Below are 14,937 nucleotides of genomic sequence, written 5' to 3' on the forward strand. Positions count from 1 at the left end.
ACGCCCCTCAGTCTCGGTCTCGGTCTCGGTCTCGGTCTCGGTCTCGGTCTCGGTCGAGGATGAAGCTCTCCAGGTACGACGGGTTGGCGCGGTCGAGCATCGACCGCGAGCGCGCCCGGATCTGGCCGTCGCTGTGCTCGCTCTCCGGCAGCATCCAGAACCGGTCGGCGCGGATGCCCTCGACGACCAGCTCGGCGACGTCCTCCACCGGGGTGAAGGCGATCTCCTGCCCGGCCTCCTTCATCGCGGCCTCCCACTGGTCGAGGCTGCGGTACGGGGTCCTGCGCGGGCGCTCCTTCGCGAAGCGCTCGGGCCGGTTGCGGTGCGACTCCCACAGACCGGTGCGGAGCATGTGCGGGCCGGGGAAGAGCACGGAGGCGCCCACGCGCGCGTGCTCGGCGCGGAGGTGGGCGTAGAGCGACTCGGTCATGGTGACGACGGCCGCCTTGGTGACCGCGTACACGGAGGCGGTGGGCAGCGGGGCGATGCCGCCGTCGGCCGAGGAGGTGTTGACGACGTGGCCGGGCTCGCCGCTCGCGATCATGCGCGGGAGGAAGGCCTGGATGCCGTGGAAGACGCCCCAGACATTGACGGAGAACGCCCACTTCCAGTCGTTCGGTTCGTGCTCCCACATCCGGCCCTCGGCGCCGGAGCCGACGCCGGCGTTGTTGCAGAGGACGTGGACGGCGCCGAAGGTGTCGTACGCCGCGTCCGCGAACGCCCGGACCTCGTCGGGGTCGGAGACGTCGACCGTCCGGGCGAGGATCTGCGCCCCGCCCTCCATCAGCTCGTCGGCCGCCTCCGCGAGGGCGCCCGGCTCGACGTCCCCGAGGACGACGGACATGCCCTCGGCGGCGAAGCGGCGGGCCATGGCGAGCCCGATGCCGCTCGCCGCGCCCGTGACGACGGCGACCTGTCCCGCGCGCAGCTCCATCAGACACTTCCTTCCGGGGGGCCGTCGAGGATCTGCAGCGGGTCGTCGTACCGCTGGTGGATATAGGGCAGCAGCGCCTGCGCGGAGACGCGTTCGGCGACCGTGCCCCGCTGGTCGGTGGTCTTCTCGCCGATCGTGATCTCGACGAGCCGGCGTACGGGCAGGTCGGCCACCGGGTCGTACATGGACTCGCGCAGGACCACGTCACCGGTGACCCGCTCCAGCTTCCGCACCTTCTCGTTGCGGACGCAGTGGACGAGGACGGGGTCCGCGTCGAAGCCGGTGCCGTCCACGCCCGGCAGGAACTTGAAGTAGAAGTCGGTCTTCTCGACGGGCTCCGGCAGCGGCAGCGGGCCGGCGACGGCGCCGCGCACCTCGACGAAGGCGATGCCGTGCCGGGCGAGGGCCGCGCGGACGACGAGCCCTTCACGCTCGACCGTGACCTCGCCCAGCTTCTTCGGTTCGCCGAAGACCTCGCGCCCGCCGATCAGGGCGCGCTCGTGGGTCATCGGCATGACCAGCGGGTACCAGCCCTCGCGGTCGCCGTGGGCGGCGGCCACCGCCACGGAGCCTGCGCCCAGGGGGTAGCCGGGCAGGTCGACCCGGCTGATGTTGGCGCGCACGAGCGGGCGTGACGTGGGTTTCAGCGGGGGCGGCAGGATCGCCGCGACGACGTCGGGGTCGGTCTCCCAGACGGCGACCACTCCGGTGGACCAGATGTCGGGGAGCTTCGCGCTCTTCGTGCGCGCCGCCGTGATCTCGGCTTCGGTGCGGGCGCCGTACCGTACTCGTGCCATGACGTACCACCCTTCGGGAGGGTCCTCTGGACAGTCGGCCTGTAACACAGTTACACCGTCGCCGATGAAGGGTAAAGACCCGTGCACGCAGAGGAGTTGGGGGAGAGCGATGGCACGCTCGGCGCTGAGCCGCGACGAAGTCCTGGACACCGCGGCCGCCCTGGTGAGGGAGCACGGCCCGGCCGCCCTGACCATGCGCAGGCTCGCCGCCGAGCTGGGCACGGCGGTCACCTCGATCTACTGGCACGTGGGCAACCGCGAGTCGCTCCTCGACGCGCTCGTCAGCCGCACGGTCACCGACCTCGGCACGATCCGCCCGCGCGGGACGACCCCCACCGAGCGGATCGTCTCGGTCGCCCGCTCGCTCCGGCGCGCCCTGCGGGAGCGCCCGCACCTGGTGGCGATGGTCCACGAACGGGGCCTGACGGAGCGGATGTTCCTGCCGGCCCAGCGCGCCCTGGCCCACGAGGCCCACGCGGCGGGGCTGCGCGGGGCGCACGCGGCGCGGGCCGTCCGAGCGCTGCAGTTCCAGGTCGTCGGCTACGTCCTGGTGGAGCGCAACCGCGAGCGGGCCCCCGCCCAGTCCCCCGCCGAGGAGGAGCTGTGGCGCGAGGAGGCGGCCGGGTCGGACGCCGAGCTGGCGCGCGCCCTGGCCGCGCCGATCGACACCGAGGCGCTCTTCGTCGACTCGGTACGGGCCCTGGTGGACGGTCTGCTCGCCGGGGCCTCCGGGGACACCGGGGACGGGGCTGTCGGTCGCGGGCCGTATTCTCTTTGACCATGCTCGACGACCGTACGACAGCAGCGACGTGGCCGGCCGCCTACCCACAGGGGTACGCGGTCGTCGACGTGGAGACCACCGGCCTCGCGCGCGACGACCGGATAGTTTCTGCTGCCGTCTACCGGCTGGACGCCCAGGGGAACGTCGAGGACCACTGGTACACGCTCGTCAACCCCGAGCGCGACCCCGGTCCCGTCTGGATCCACGGGCTGACCAGCGACGTCCTGGAGGGCGCGCCGCTCTTCCCGGAGATCGCGGCGGAGTTCGCGGCCCGGCTCGACGGCCGGGTCCTGGTCGCGCACAACGCGATGTTCGACTGGCAGATGATCGCCAGGGAGTACGCGCGCGCCGAGCGGACCGCGCCCGTGCGGCAGCGGCTGTGCACGATCGCGCTCGCCAAGGAGCTGTCGCTGCCGCTGCCCAACCACAAGCTGGCGACGCTCGCCGCGCACTTCGGGGTCGTCCAGCAGCGCGCGCACAACGCGCTGGACGACGCGCGGGTCCTCGCCGAGGCGTTCCGGCCGAGCCTGCACGCGGCGGCCGAGCGGAACGTCCGGCTGCCGCTCCTGGAGTGCCGGCCGCTGACGGAGTGGGCCGGTGCCCCGGCGCAGCCCCGGATCGGCCACCAGGGTTCGTACGCGGCGCCGTCCTCGTCCGCGTACCGCATGAACTCCTGGCGCCCCTCCCGGAAGCGTCCCGCCTGCCCGTACCCCAACCCCGGCCGGTACGAGACGGACCGGCCGCTCAAGCAGGGCATGCGGGTGGCCTTCTCCGGCGACACCTCCGTCGACCGGGAGCTCCTGGAGGACCGCACGGTCGAGGCGGGGCTCCATGTCGCCACCAGCGTCTCCCGGCTGACGAGCCTGCTCGTCACGAACGACCCGGACGCGCCCACCTCCAAGACGCTGAAGGCGAAGTCCTTCGGCACGCCGGTCGTCGACGAGGCGGCCTACACGCAGCTGCTGCGGGACGTGGCCCCGGCAGACGGGTGACGCGCGGGGCCGGGTGGGCGTGGCTCGCTGCGCCCGCCCACCGGGAGCTCCACCCTGTGGCGCATGGCACGTTGTGAGGTCTGCGGAAACGATTACGGCATGTCCTTCGAGGTTCATGCCCAGGGTGCGATTCACGTCTTCGACTGCTTCGCGTGCGCCATCCACCGCATGGCGCCCATCTGCGAGCACTGTCGCGTCCAGATCATCGGGCAGGGCGTCGAGAGCGAGGGCAGCTGGTACTGCGGCGCCCACTGCGCCCGCGCGGAGGGAAAGGTGGGCATCGTCGACAGGGTGTGACCGGCCGGTCCACGACTCCGGACCGGCACATCGAGGACCGGCACATCGACATGCCGGCACACCGATCCGAGGAAACGATCCTGGGGAGCGCGGCCTCCCCGGGTCGGCCGAACCCCGCCGCACGCACCCCATGACCCCGGTTGTACCGTCATGGGGTGTACCGCTTCCTGTTGTCCCGGCAATGGGTGATCCTCACCCTCATCGCGCTCGTCCTCGTCCCCACGATGATCGAGCTGGGCTTCTGGCAGTTCCACCGGCACGAACGCCGCGTGGCCCAGAACGCCCTGATCGCCGACAACCTCGAGGCGAAGCCGGTCCCGGTCGAGGAGCTCACCTCCCCCGGCCACACCGTCCCGCGCGCCGACTACTGGCGGCAGGTCACCGCCACCGGCACCTTCGACACCGCCCACGAGGTGGTCGTCCGCCGGCGGACCTCCACCGACGACCGGGTGGGCGTGCACGTCCTGACCCCGCTGGTCCTGCGGGACGGCCGGGTCCTCATGGTCAACCGCGGCTGGGTGCCGGCCGCCGCCGAGCAGCGCGCGTACCCGCCCGTGCCGCCCGCGCCCAAGGGCGAGATCACCGTCACCGGCCGGCTCAAGGCGGACGAGACGACGGGCGCCAGCGGTATCAAGGACCTGAAGGGCCTGCCGGACCGCCAGGTGATGCTGATCAACAGCGAGCAGCAGGCCGCGCTCATCGGCCGCGAGGTCCTCGGCGGCTACCTCGAACTGATCACCCCCGAGTCGGCCGACGGCACCCCCGAGCCGATCGCCGAACCCGATCACGAATCGATCGGCGCGCACATGGCGTACGCCGTGCAGTGGTGGCTCTTCGCCGCCGGAGTGCCCGTCGGCTGGGTGATCCTCGTACGCCGGGAAGTGCAGGACCGGCGGGCCGCGGCCCGCGCCGAAGCCGCCGGTGACGGGGACGGAGAGGATGACGGGGACGCGGCCGGGAACACGGCCGCGGTCCAGGCCACGCCGTCCCTCTGATTGACGGGCGCCACTTCCGGGAACAGCCCAAAGCGTGACGCAACGTATCGACGACTACGCCCTCATCGGCGATCTCCAGACCGCCGCTCTCGTCGGCCGTGACGGGTCGATCGACTGGCTGTGTCTGCCCCGCTTCGACTCGGCCGCCTGTTTCGCCGCGCTGCTCGGCGACGAGAACAACGGCCACTGGCAGATCGCGCCCAAAGGCGCCACGACCTGCACGACCCGCCGCTACGCCGAGGACTCCCTCGTCCTGGAGACCTACTGGACGACCCGCACCGGCACCGTCAAGGTCCTCGACTTCATGCCCCAGCGGGACGTCTCCCCCGACGTCATGCGGATCGTGGAGGGCGTCAGCGGCACGGTCGAGATGAGCTCCGTCCTGCGGCTGCGCTTCGACTACGGCTCGATCGTGCCCTGGGTGCGCCGCGCCGACGGCCACCGGGTCGCGGTCGCCGGGCCCGACTCCGCCTGGCTGCGCAGCGAGCCGGCCGTGAAGACCTGGGGCCAGCAGTTCGCCACCTGCTCCTCCTTCACCGTCGCCGCCGGCGAGAAGGTGGCCTTCGTCCTGACCTGGCACGCCTCGCACGAGCCGCGCCCCGACCTCGTCGACCCCTTCGAGGCCCTGGAGCTGTGCCTGGCGGACTGGCGGGAGTGGTCGGCCCGCTGCACCTACCGGGGCCCGCACCGCGAGGCGGTGCTGCGCTCCCTGATCACCCTCAAGGCGCTCACGTACGCCCCGACCGGCGGGATCGTCGCCGCCCCCACCACCTCCCTGCCGGAGGAGCTCGGCGGCGTACGGAACTGGGACTACCGCGCCTGCTGGCTGCGCGACTCCTCCCTCACCCTCGGTGTGCTGCTCGCCGCCGGGTACGTCGACGAGGCCGTCGCCTGGCGGGACTGGCTGCTGCGCTCGGTCGCGGGCGACCCGGCCGACCTCCAGATCATGTACGGCCCCGCCGGGGAGCGGCGGCTGCCCGAGACCACCCTGCCGTGGCTGCGCGGCTACGCGGGGTCGATGCCGGTACGGACCGGGAACGCGGCCGTGGAGCAGTTCCAGCTCGACGTGTACGGCGAGGTCATGGACTCGCTCTTCCGCGCGCGCGAGGCCGGGATCCCGGCGAAGCGGCATGCCTGGAGCCTCCAGCTGAGCCTGCTCGGCTTCCTGGAGTCGACCTGGCGGGACCCCGACGAGGGGCTGTGGGAGGTGCGCGGGCCGCGCCGCCACTTCACCCACTCGAAGGTGATGGCGTGGGTGGCCGCCGACCGGGCGGTGCGCACCCTGGAGGCGCACCCCACGCTGCCGGGCGACCCGGCGCGGTGGCGGGCGATGCGCGACGAGATCCACGCCGAGGTGTGCGCGAAGGCCTACGACCCCGTCCGGAACACCTTCACCCAGTCGTACGGCTCCCAGGAGCTGGACGCCGCCACGCTGCTCATCCCCCAGGTCGGCTTCCTGCCCCCGGACGACCCCCGGGTGATCGGGACGGTGGACGCCGTACAGGCGGAGCTGCTGCACGGCGGCTTCCTGAACCGCTACAGCACGGCCACCGGAGCGGTGGACGGGCTCCCGGGCCAGGAGGGGACGTTCCTCGTCTGCTCGTTCTGGCTGGCGGACGCGCTGCGGCTGACCGGCAGGACCGAGGAGGCGCGCAAGCTCTTCGACCGGCTCGTCGCCCTCCGCAACGACGTGGGGCTCCTCGCGGAGGAGTACGACCCGGTGGCCGGGCGCCAGCTGGGGAACTTCCCGCAGGCCTTCAGCCACATCGGGCTCGTGGGCACCGCCCTCGGTCTCTCCGCCGAGGAGGAGGAGCCGACGCAGGTGGAGAAGGCGACGCGGGCGGAGGAGGCGGAATAGGTCAGGATGGGTCCATGGATCTTGGACTGAAGGACCGTGTGTACGTGGTGACCGGCGCGACGCGGGGGCTCGGCAGGGCCTCGGCGGAGGCGCTGCTCGCCGAGGGCGCGAAGGTGCTGATCACCGGGCGCGAGGAGAAGTCGGTCGCGGACGCCGTGACCGAACTGGGCGCGGGTGCGGACGGGTCCGTCGTCGCCGGTGTCGCCGCCGACAACGCCGACCCCGGGACCCCGGCCCGGCTGATCGCCGAGGCGCGGGCGCGGTTCGGCGGCTTCGACGGCATCCTGATCAGCGTCGGGGGCCCGGCGCCCGGCTTCGCGGCCGACAACACCGACGAGCAGTGGGCGGCCGCCTTCGACGCCGTCTTCCTCGGGGCCGTACGGCTCGCCCGCGCGGCGGCCGAGACGCTGACCGAGGGCGGCGTGATCGGCTTCGTCCTGTCCGCTTCGGTGCACGAGCCGATCCCCGGCCTGACCATCTCGAACGGGCTGCGCCCGGGGCTCGCCGGCTTCGCCAAGTCCCTCGCCAACGACCTGGGCCCGCGTGGGGTCCGGGTCGTCGGGCTGCTCCCGAGCCGGATCGACACGGACCGGGTGCGCTCCCTCGACGCGCTCTCCGGCGACGCGGACGCGGCCCGTGCGGCGAACGAGGCCACGATCCCGCTGCGCCGCTACGGCACCCCGGAGGAGTTCGGGCGCACGGCGGCCTTCCTGCTGTCGCCGGCCGCCTCCTACCTGACGGGGCTGATGCTCCCGGTCGACGGCGGGGCGCGCTCCGGCTTCTGAGCCGGCCCGGGGGCCTCCGCCCCCGGGCTCAGGTGACCCTGCGGGCCCGGTGCTTCACGGCTCGCAGGCGGGCCTCCGTGGGCAGCGCGGGCAGCCCCGCGGACGTACGGGCGTGCGCGAGGGCCTCCGTGCCGAGGGTGCCCAGGGCGTCCCCCGGGGAGGCGTACGGCTCCAGGTCGAGGGCGACGCGGGTACGGGGGGCGCCGCGGCGGCCCGTGAGGGAGACCTTGGCCCGGGCCACGCCCTCCAGGGCGGTGGCGTCGGCCTCCAGGACGCTTTCCAGGGCGCGGCCGCGGAGGACCGCCTCCTCGCCGTCGCCGGTGTCGATGAGGATCTCGCGGAGCCGGGCCCGCCGGAACTGGACGAGCAGCCACCACAGGGCGAGCAGGACGACGAGCCCGAGGGCCGCGATGACCGCCGGCCACCACCAGCTCTCGTCGCGCCACCGCTGCCGGTCCGCGGCGGAGAGCAGGACGTCGGCGGGGCCCGACCAGGGCCACCAGGAGGGGACGGGCAGGTCGAGGGCCGCGGCGAGGACGGCGCCGCCGCCGAGGACGAGGAGCAGCCCGGCGAGGCCGAGCAGGGCGCGGTTGACGCGCCGGAGGACGACCGTCACGGGCGTTCACCCCTTCCTGGGCGGTCGGGTCACCCGTACGGTCAGCGCGGGCGGGTGGGCGAGGCCGAGCTCGTCGACGCCGGTGGCGAGGACGTTCTCCACGTCGGTGCGGACCTCGTCGAGCGCCCGGAAGTGCGAGACCGCCCGGACGCCGACCTTGGAGCGGCCGACACGGACCTGGACGGACTGGACCCCGGAGACCTCCATGACGCGGTCGCGCAGGACGAGGGCGGCGGCCTCACGGTCGAGCCCTGCCCGTACGTCGGCGTGCCGGCGGCGCATGGGGAGGACGGCTCGCAGTCCGGGGGTGGCGGCCAGGATCAGCAGCCAGACGCCCAGCAGGACGGCGAGGACGGCACCGATGACGACGCCGGCGCTGTCGAGGGGCTTGCTCGCGAGCACGTCGGTGAACTCGCGCCGCCAGGACATGGCGGAGCGCTCGGCCCGGACGGCCGCCACGTCGTACAGGAGCAGCCCCGCCCCGCCGAGGACGACGGCCGCGAGCACGGCGGCGGGGATGCGCCGGACCGCCCAGAAGCGGCGGACGGGCGGTGCCTGGTCGTCCGCGAGGACGGGTACGGAGTCGGGGGCACCGTCCTCGGGGTGGGGCGCGGTGCCGTCGGGGTCGGGGGCCGGGGCCGGTGGAGTGGTCATGAGAGGCGGCCCCTCGGGCTGGTCGTGCGGGTGTGCGGGGAGTGGAGGCGTTCCACATGGACGGAGACCTCGTGGACCTCCATGCCGACGAGTCCCTCCACGCGGCTGCGGACCCGGCCCCGGACGGCCCCGCACTGGCGGCCGATGTCGGACGGGTAGGCGAGTTCGAGGCTCACCGAGACCCGGGCGACGTCCCGGTGGACGACGACCGAGGCGTGCGGGGCCGAGCCGCCCTCGGGGACGGCGTCCAGCGCCTCCCGTGCGGCCTGGGAGGCGATCTTCGCGACGACCCGGTCGGCGATCGTGGTCGCCCCGCGGTCACGTACCGGGTCCGCTGCCACCCCGGGTCACCGCCGCCGGTCGCCGCGCTCGCGGCCCCGGAACAGGTCGCCGGGTTCGAGGTCGCCGTCGAGGAACCGGCCGGCCACGAAGCCGATCGCGCCCAGGGCCGCGACCAGCAGGAACGCCCCGAAGCCGCCGAAGTACCCGGCGAAACCCAGGGCCATGCCGGCCACCAGGCCGACCACCGCCATACTCATTTCTTGTCCCCTTCCGAGCCAGTCCGAGGGCTACTGGAGTCGCGACTCCGGTTCGTCCTCCTCTTCGTCCGGGAGCTTCACGTCGCTGACCGCGATGTTGACCTCGACGACCTCGAGGCCGGTCATCCGCTCCACGGCGGCGATGACGTTCCCCCGGACGTCGCCGGCGACGTCGGCGATGGAGACGCCGTAGTCGACGACGATCTCCAGGTCGAGCGCGGTCTGCACCTCGCCGACCTCGGCCTTCACCCCTCGGGTGACGCTCGCCTTGCCGCCGCCCCCGCCGGGTACGCGGTCGCGTACGGCGCCGAAGGTGCGGGAGAGCCCGCTGCCCATGGCGTGGACGCCGACGACGTCGCGTGCGGCGAGGCCGGCGATCTTCTCGACGACGCCGTCGGCGATCGTGGTCCGGCCCCGGGTGGCCGGGGCGCCGCCGCCGCGTTTGGTCACGGAGGTGCGGCGCGGTTCGTCGGACGCGGTGTCACCGGAGAGTGCACTGTCCACCATTGGATTTCGCCCCTTCTGGGATATTTCGGGGTTCTTTGCCCACACTAAGGGCGGCTGCCCGGTCTCGCCCCGGGGATACGGCAGGCTGGGGCAATGACGACGGCTGAGGGTTGGACGGCGGCGGTACGAGACCGGCTCGCTCCGGGTCGGCTGCTGCCGCTCGGGGCGCCGGAGGACGGGGCCTGGATCACGGAGCGCGCGGTGCGGACGGCCCTGGACGGGGCCGCGGCGGCGGTACGGGGAGTGGTGCCGGGCGAACTCCGCATCGGACCGGCCACGGAAGCCGGTCCGGACACCGGAGCGCCGGCCGGGGCGGAGTCCGACATGGACATCGACGCGGAGGCCGGTGCGGAGGCCGGAGCAGGAGCGGCTCCGGAGGGTTTCCCGGTGCCGCCGGGCGGGCTGCCACCGGGGGCGCTGCGGATCTCGGCGGGCTTCGGGGCGGCGGTCGGGCGGCCGCTCCCCGAGCTCGCCGCCGAGCTGCGTACGGCCCTGCTCACAGCGGCCGAGGACGGGCTCGGCCTCGTCGTGGCCACCGTCGATCTGCGGGTGACGGAGCTGCTCGACGCGGCTCCGGAGAATTCCGGTCCCGCCGCTCCCCCACTCGGGCGACCCTCCCCCGCGACGGACGACCCCGCCGCGCTCGCGGCGCTGCGGGTCGAGGGGGTCGCGGGCGTGACGGACACGCTGGGCCCGCCGGTCCACCGGGATTCCGGCCGGGTACGGATCGAGCTGGCCGTGACGGCGGGCCACCGCCCCCTGGACGTGGCTCGCGCCGTACGGAACGCCGTGACCGCCGCGGCCCGGGAGGCGACGGCGGTCACGGTGCTGGTCTCGGAGCTGCGGTAGGAACCGCGGCGGGAGCGGCGGGGAGCGTCAGTCGCCGAGGCCCGCGAGGTCGCGCAGACGGCGCGCCTGGGCGGCGCGCTCGGCGGTGCGCTGCTCCTCGTAGGAGCGGCCGGCGGCAGCCTGGAGCAGCGCCTTGGTCTCGTTGACGGCGGCGCGCGGCGCCGCGAGCAGGGCGGCGCTCAGGTCGCGTACCGTCGCGTCGAGTTCGTCCGCGGGCACGGCGATGTTGGCGAGACCGATGCGCTCGGCCTCCGCCGCGTGGACGAATCGGCCGGTGGCGCAGATCTCGAGCGCGCGGGCGTAGCCGACGAGCGAGACGAGCGGGTGCGTCCCGGTCAGGTCCGGGACGAGACCCAGGCTGGTCTCGCGCATGGCGAACTGCACGTCCTCGGCGACGACCCGCAGGTCGCAGGCGAGGGCGAGCTGGAAGCCCGCGCCGATGGCGTGCCCCTGGACGGCCGCGATCGACACGAGGTCGCTACGGCGCCACCAGGTGAACGCCTCCTGGTAAGCGGCGATCTCCGCGTCGAGGTCCTCGTCGGAACCGCGCGCGAGATCGAGGAAGGACGGCTCTCCGTCGAAGCCCTCGGGCGTGAACGCCTGCCGGTCGAGCCCCGCGGAGAAGGACTTTCCCTCTCCGCGCAGGACCACGACCCGCACGCTGCCGGGCAACGACCGGCCGGCTTCTGTCAACGCCCGCCACAGAGCGGGAGACTGAGCGTTGCGCTTCGCCGGGTTGGTCAGGGTCACCGTGGCAACGGCGTCCTCGACGGTGAGCCGTACACCGTCCTTGTCGAATACGAGCTCAGAGTCGTCGAGCGTAGTCATGGGGCGCCTCCGGTTCCGGTGCAGCACTTGCAAGGATGCTAAGTGACTGCACAGTAACCACCTGGCCGACCATGCGGTCGACCGGGTGGCCACCGAGAGACCCGGTGGCCGGTCGAGCCGCCCCGATGACTCAGACCGAGGCTGCCTTCTTGCCTCGTGTCGCTCCGCCGCGTCCACGCAGCGTGACTCCGGACTCGCTCAGCATCCGGTGGACGAATCCGTAGGACCGGCCGGTTTCCTCGGCCAGCGCCCGGATGCTCGCACCGGAGTCGTACTTCTTCTTCAGGTCTGCCGCGAGCTTGTCGCGCGCGGCGCCGGTCACCCGGCTGCCCTTCTTCAGAGTCTCGGCCACCCGTGCCTCCTCATGGGAAGTGCGCTCTGGACTTCTCATGATCACCCCTACCCGGCGTCCTGGCCACCCATTCGACAAGGTCCGTGCCGCCGGGTTGCGGGAGGAACACTCCCTCGCCACGACCGGAGGCACAGATTCCGCACAGGGGGAAAGCGGGCCCCGCACCGCCCGGAGCGGGAAGTGCCAGGTCAACGCCACAGGGGGAACACACGTACGGCGCGGGTCTGCCGGAAGGATTCGGCAGAGCACCGCGCCGGGGTGTACGAGACGCCCTCACTCAGATGAAGGATCACCCATGAGCCGAATGATCCAGCCCTGAATGATCACTCCGGGCCCCGGAGCACGCCCGAGGGCGCTTCGGGAGCCGGGGCCGGGTCAGGCCAGGGCCACGAGGTCCGCGTAGTCCGCGCCCCACAGGTCCTCGACGCCGTCCGGGAGCAGGATGATCCGCTCCGGGTCGAGCGCCTCGACCGCGCCCTCGTCGTGGGTGACGAGGACGACCGCGCCCTTGTACGTCCGCAGGGCGCCGAGGATCTCCTCGCGGCTCGCCGGGTCGAGGTTGTTGGTGGGCTCGTCGAGCAGGAGCACGTTCGCCGAGGAGACGACGAGGGTCGCGAGCGCGAGACGGGTCTTCTCGCCGCCGGAGAGCACGCCGGCCGGCTTGTCGACGTCGTCGCCGGAGAAGAGGAAGGAACCGAGCGTCTTGCGGACGTCGACGAGGTCGAGGTCGGGCGCGGCGGAGCGCATGTTCTCCAGGACGGTCCGCTCGGGGTCGAGCGTCTCGTGCTCCTGGGCGTAGTAGCCGAGCTTCAGGCCGTGGCCCGGGGTGACCTGGCCCGTGTCGGGCGTCTCGACACCGCCGAGGAGGCGCAGCAGGGTCGTCTTGCCCGCGCCGTTGAGGCCGAGGATGACGACGCGGGAGCCCTTGTCGATGGCGAGGTCCACATCGGTGAAGATCTCCAGCGAGCCGTAGGACTTGGAGAGCCCCTCGGCGGTCAGCGGGGTCCTGCCGCAGGGCGCGGGGTCCGGGAAGCGGAGCTTCGCGACCTTGTCGGAGGCGCGCACGGCCTCCAGGCCTGAGAGCAGGCGCTCGGCGCGCTTGGCCATGTTCTGCGCGGCGACGGTCTTGGTGGCCTTGGCGCGCATCTTGTCGGCCTGCGAGTTGAGGGACGCGGCCTTCTTCTCGGCGTTCTGGCGCTCGCGCTTGCGGCGCTTCTCGTCGGCCTCGCGCTGCTGCTGGTAGAGCTTCCAGCCCATGTTGTAGACGTCGATCGTGGTGCGATTGGCATCCAGGTAGAAGACCTTGTTCACGACGGTCTCGACGAGGTCGACGTCGTGGGAGATGACGATGAAGCCACCGCGGTAGGTCTTCAGGTAGTCGCGCAGCCAGACGATGGAGTCGGCGTCGAGGTGGTTGGTGGGCTCGTCGAGGAGGAGCGTGTCGGCGTCCGAGAAGAGGATCCGGGCGAGCTCGACGCGGCGGCGCTGACCACCGGAGAGGGTGTGCAGCGGCTGGCCCATGACCCGGTCGGGCAGACCGAGGGCGGCGGCGATGGTGGAGGCCTCGGCCTCGGCCGCGTAGCCGCCCTTGGTCAGGAACTCGGTCTCCTGGCGCTCGTACTGCCGCATGGCCTTGTCGCGGGTGCCGCCGGAGCCGGTCGCGATGCGCTCCTCGTTCGCCCGCATCTTCTTGAGGAGGGTGTCGAGGCCGCGGGCGGAGAGGATGCGGTCGCGGGCCAGGACGTCGAGGTCGCCGGTGCGCGGGTCCTGCGGGAGGTAGCCGACCTCGCCGGAGCGGGCGATGGCACCGGCGGCCGGCTGGCCCTCGCCCGCGAGGCACTTGGTGAGGGTGGTCTTGCCCGCTCCGTTTCGGCCGACGAGGCCGATGCGGTCGCCCTTGGCGACGCGGAAGGAAGCGGACTCGAGGAGGACTCGGGCGCCGGCGCGCAGCTCGATGCCGGTGGCGGTGATCACGGACAGACTCCAGGGCGGTGGGAACGGCGGAAGGACGGTTGCTGACGGGCTTCGACGCCGCTAATGCACGGGGAGAGTGGCCATACGGCCAGTCTAACGGGCTCCTGCAACTGGTTTTCGGCCATGTGGGTGTCATATGGCGTGATCGGAGCTTTCTCACATTCCCTTGCATTTCGCCTGAATTCCTCAAAAGGGGCGAGGGGGCGAAGATCAGCCGATACTCGGCGCAGGGCGGCGGCCACTGCCGCGGCAGTGACGCGGAGGGTGGTGGACCGTGCAGTTCGACGACGACGCCGACCTGGACACCTCGGAGGTCAAGGACGTCCGGAGCAGCCGCGTCCCCGGCGGCAGGGCGACGGTCGGCGGCGGCATCATCGGCCTCATCGCACTGGTCCTGGGCGTGATCTTCGGGGTCGGGCCCGAGCAGCTCGGGCTCTCCGACGGCGGCGACGCGCCGGTCGCGACCTCGTCCTCCGCGGCCCAGGTGGACCAGGCCTGCAAGAAGGGCTCGGACGCGAACACCCGCGAGGACTGCCGGATCGTCGCCGTCGTCAACAGCCTCCAGGACTTCTGGCGGACCGAGTACGCGCGCCGGGGCGGGACCTACGGGAACGCCGCCACGGTGATGTTCACCCAGCGGGTCGGCACCGCGTGCGGCTCGGCCACCTCGGCGGTCGGGCCCTTCTACTGCCCCGGGGACCGCCAGGTCTATCTGGACCTGGGCTTCTTCGAGGAGCTGCGGACGAAGTTCGGGTCGAGCGGCGGGCCCTTCGCCCAGGCGTACGTGGTGGCGCACGAGTACGGCCATCACATCCAGAACCTGATGGGGACCCTGGGCCGCGCCCAGGACGGGCGGACCGGCGCGAACTCCAACGCCGTCCGGGTCGAGCTCCAGGCCGACTGCTACGCCGGGGTGTGGGCACGGCACGCGACGTCCGCCCCCGACGACAGGACCGGCCGCCCGCTGCTGACCCGGCTCACGGACGCGGACATCCAGGACGGTCTCGACGCGGCGGCCGCGGTGGGCGATGACCGGATCCAGGAGAAGTTCCAGGGCCGGGTGACCCCGGAGAACTGGACGCACGGCTCGGCGGCGCAGCGGCAGCAGTGGTTCTACCAGGGCTACCGGACCGGCGACATGGCCCAGTGCAACACCTTCCGCTGAGTTGTCGGTGGTGG

General features: G+C 72.8%; 18 protein-coding genes. 8 read left to right on the plus strand and 10 right to left on the minus strand.

The genetic code is table 11. The features are described from left to right. Positions 1–7: 7 nt before the first annotated feature. The gene (locus SGA01_RS32345) at positions 8–934 is read right to left on the minus strand and encodes an SDR family NAD(P)-dependent oxidoreductase (protein WP_141301021.1); all 927 of its coding nucleotides are present in this window, start codon (positions 932–934) and stop codon (positions 8–10) included. Further along, positions 934–1,731 (minus strand): acetoacetate decarboxylase family protein, encoded by a 798-nt coding sequence (locus SGA01_RS32350; RefSeq protein WP_141301023.1) that lies wholly within the window; start codon positions 1,729–1,731, stop codon positions 934–936. Before SGA01_RS32350 ends, SGA01_RS32345 begins: the two co-directional genes overlap by 1 nt. A 109-nt stretch (positions 1,732–1,840) precedes the next feature. Between SGA01_RS32350 and SGA01_RS32355 the strand changes: the two genes are divergently transcribed. The 6 genes from SGA01_RS32355 to SGA01_RS32380 all read left to right on the plus strand — a co-directional run bounded on the left by SGA01_RS32355 (position 1,841) and on the right by SGA01_RS32380 (position 7,439). Continuing rightward, complete coding sequence (locus SGA01_RS32355; protein WP_141301025.1) at positions 1,841–2,509, plus strand: TetR/AcrR family transcriptional regulator; 669 nt, start codon at positions 1,841–1,843, stop codon at positions 2,507–2,509. After that, a complete protein-coding gene (locus SGA01_RS32360; protein WP_055644256.1) occupies positions 2,506–3,504 on the plus strand; it encodes a DEDDh family exonuclease in 999 nt (332 codons plus the stop codon). Before SGA01_RS32355 ends, SGA01_RS32360 begins: the two co-directional genes overlap by 4 nt. A gap of 63 nt (positions 3,505–3,567) precedes the next feature. Continuing rightward, entirely contained in the window at positions 3,568–3,801 is a 234-nt protein-coding gene (locus SGA01_RS32365; protein ID WP_055644255.1) for a metallothionein, read from the plus strand. A gap of 155 nt (positions 3,802–3,956) precedes the next feature. After that, entirely contained in the window at positions 3,957–4,796 is an 840-nt protein-coding gene (locus tag SGA01_RS32370; protein WP_141301027.1) for an SURF1 family cytochrome oxidase biogenesis protein, read from the plus strand. Positions 4,797–4,830: 34 nt separating this feature from the next. Further along, positions 4,831–6,654: a glycoside hydrolase family 15 protein gene (locus tag SGA01_RS32375; RefSeq protein ID WP_141301029.1), complete on the plus strand. Its 1,824-nt coding sequence runs from the start codon at positions 4,831–4,833 to the stop codon at positions 6,652–6,654. A gap of 14 nt (positions 6,655–6,668) precedes the next feature. Beyond that, positions 6,669–7,439 carry an SDR family oxidoreductase gene (locus tag SGA01_RS32380; protein ID WP_141301031.1) on the plus strand — a complete coding sequence of 257 codons (771 nt, stop codon included), beginning with the start codon at positions 6,669–6,671 and terminating at the stop codon, positions 7,437–7,439. Positions 7,440–7,467: 28 nt separating this feature from the next. On the opposite strand, the gene amaP is transcribed toward SGA01_RS32380, so the two are convergent. The 5 genes from amaP to SGA01_RS32405 are packed head-to-tail and all read right to left on the minus strand — an operon-like array spanning position 7,468 to position 9,755. Next, complete coding sequence (gene amaP / locus SGA01_RS32385; RefSeq protein WP_141301033.1) at positions 7,468–8,055, minus strand: alkaline shock response membrane anchor protein AmaP; 588 nt, start codon at positions 8,053–8,055, stop codon at positions 7,468–7,470. A gap of 6 nt (positions 8,056–8,061) precedes the next feature. Continuing rightward, positions 8,062–8,709, minus strand: coding sequence for a DUF6286 domain-containing protein (locus SGA01_RS32390; RefSeq protein ID WP_141301035.1), 648 nt, complete (start codon positions 8,707–8,709; stop codon positions 8,062–8,064). Beyond that, positions 8,706–9,050, minus strand: coding sequence for an Asp23/Gls24 family envelope stress response protein (locus tag SGA01_RS32395; RefSeq protein WP_141301037.1), 345 nt, complete (start codon positions 9,048–9,050; stop codon positions 8,706–8,708). Before SGA01_RS32395 ends, SGA01_RS32390 begins: the two co-directional genes overlap by 4 nt. A gap of 6 nt (positions 9,051–9,056) precedes the next feature. Further along, positions 9,057–9,248, minus strand: a complete 192-nt coding sequence (locus SGA01_RS32400) for a hypothetical protein (RefSeq protein WP_024756245.1) — start codon at positions 9,246–9,248, stop codon at positions 9,057–9,059. A gap of 30 nt (positions 9,249–9,278) precedes the next feature. After that, positions 9,279–9,755 carry an Asp23/Gls24 family envelope stress response protein gene (locus SGA01_RS32405; protein WP_141301039.1) on the minus strand — a complete coding sequence of 159 codons (477 nt, stop codon included), beginning with the start codon at positions 9,753–9,755 and terminating at the stop codon, positions 9,279–9,281. Between the two features lie 93 nt (positions 9,756–9,848). Here SGA01_RS32405 and SGA01_RS32410 point away from each other — a divergent pair, with 93 nt between their 5' ends. After that, entirely contained in the window at positions 9,849–10,604 is a 756-nt protein-coding gene (locus SGA01_RS32410; protein WP_141301041.1) for an Asp23/Gls24 family envelope stress response protein, read from the plus strand. A gap of 27 nt (positions 10,605–10,631) precedes the next feature. Here SGA01_RS32410 and SGA01_RS32415 read toward each other — a convergent pair whose 3' ends face one another. From SGA01_RS32415 to SGA01_RS32425, 3 genes are all read right to left on the minus strand, one after another. Continuing rightward, the gene (locus tag SGA01_RS32415; protein WP_055644247.1) at positions 10,632–11,432 is read right to left on the minus strand and encodes an enoyl-CoA hydratase/isomerase family protein; all 801 of its coding nucleotides are present in this window, start codon (positions 11,430–11,432) and stop codon (positions 10,632–10,634) included. A gap of 130 nt (positions 11,433–11,562) precedes the next feature. After that, a complete protein-coding gene (locus tag SGA01_RS32420) occupies positions 11,563–11,784 on the minus strand; it encodes a helix-turn-helix domain-containing protein (RefSeq protein WP_024756249.1) in 222 nt (73 codons plus the stop codon). A 375-nt stretch (positions 11,785–12,159) separates the two neighbouring features. Beyond that, entirely contained in the window at positions 12,160–13,758 is a 1,599-nt protein-coding gene (locus tag SGA01_RS32425; RefSeq protein ID WP_141301043.1) for an ABC-F family ATP-binding cassette domain-containing protein, read from the minus strand. Positions 13,759–14,032: 274 nt separating this feature from the next. On the opposite strand from SGA01_RS32425, the gene ypfJ reads away from it, so the two are divergent. Beyond that, entirely contained in the window at positions 14,033–14,923 is an 891-nt protein-coding gene (gene ypfJ / locus SGA01_RS32430) for a KPN_02809 family neutral zinc metallopeptidase (RefSeq protein WP_141301045.1), read from the plus strand. Positions 14,924–14,937 lie beyond the last annotated feature (14 nt).

This window comes from Streptomyces gardneri, assembly GCF_006539185.1.
Classification (GTDB): Bacteria; Actinomycetota; Actinomycetes; order Streptomycetales; family Streptomycetaceae; genus Streptomyces; species Streptomyces gardneri.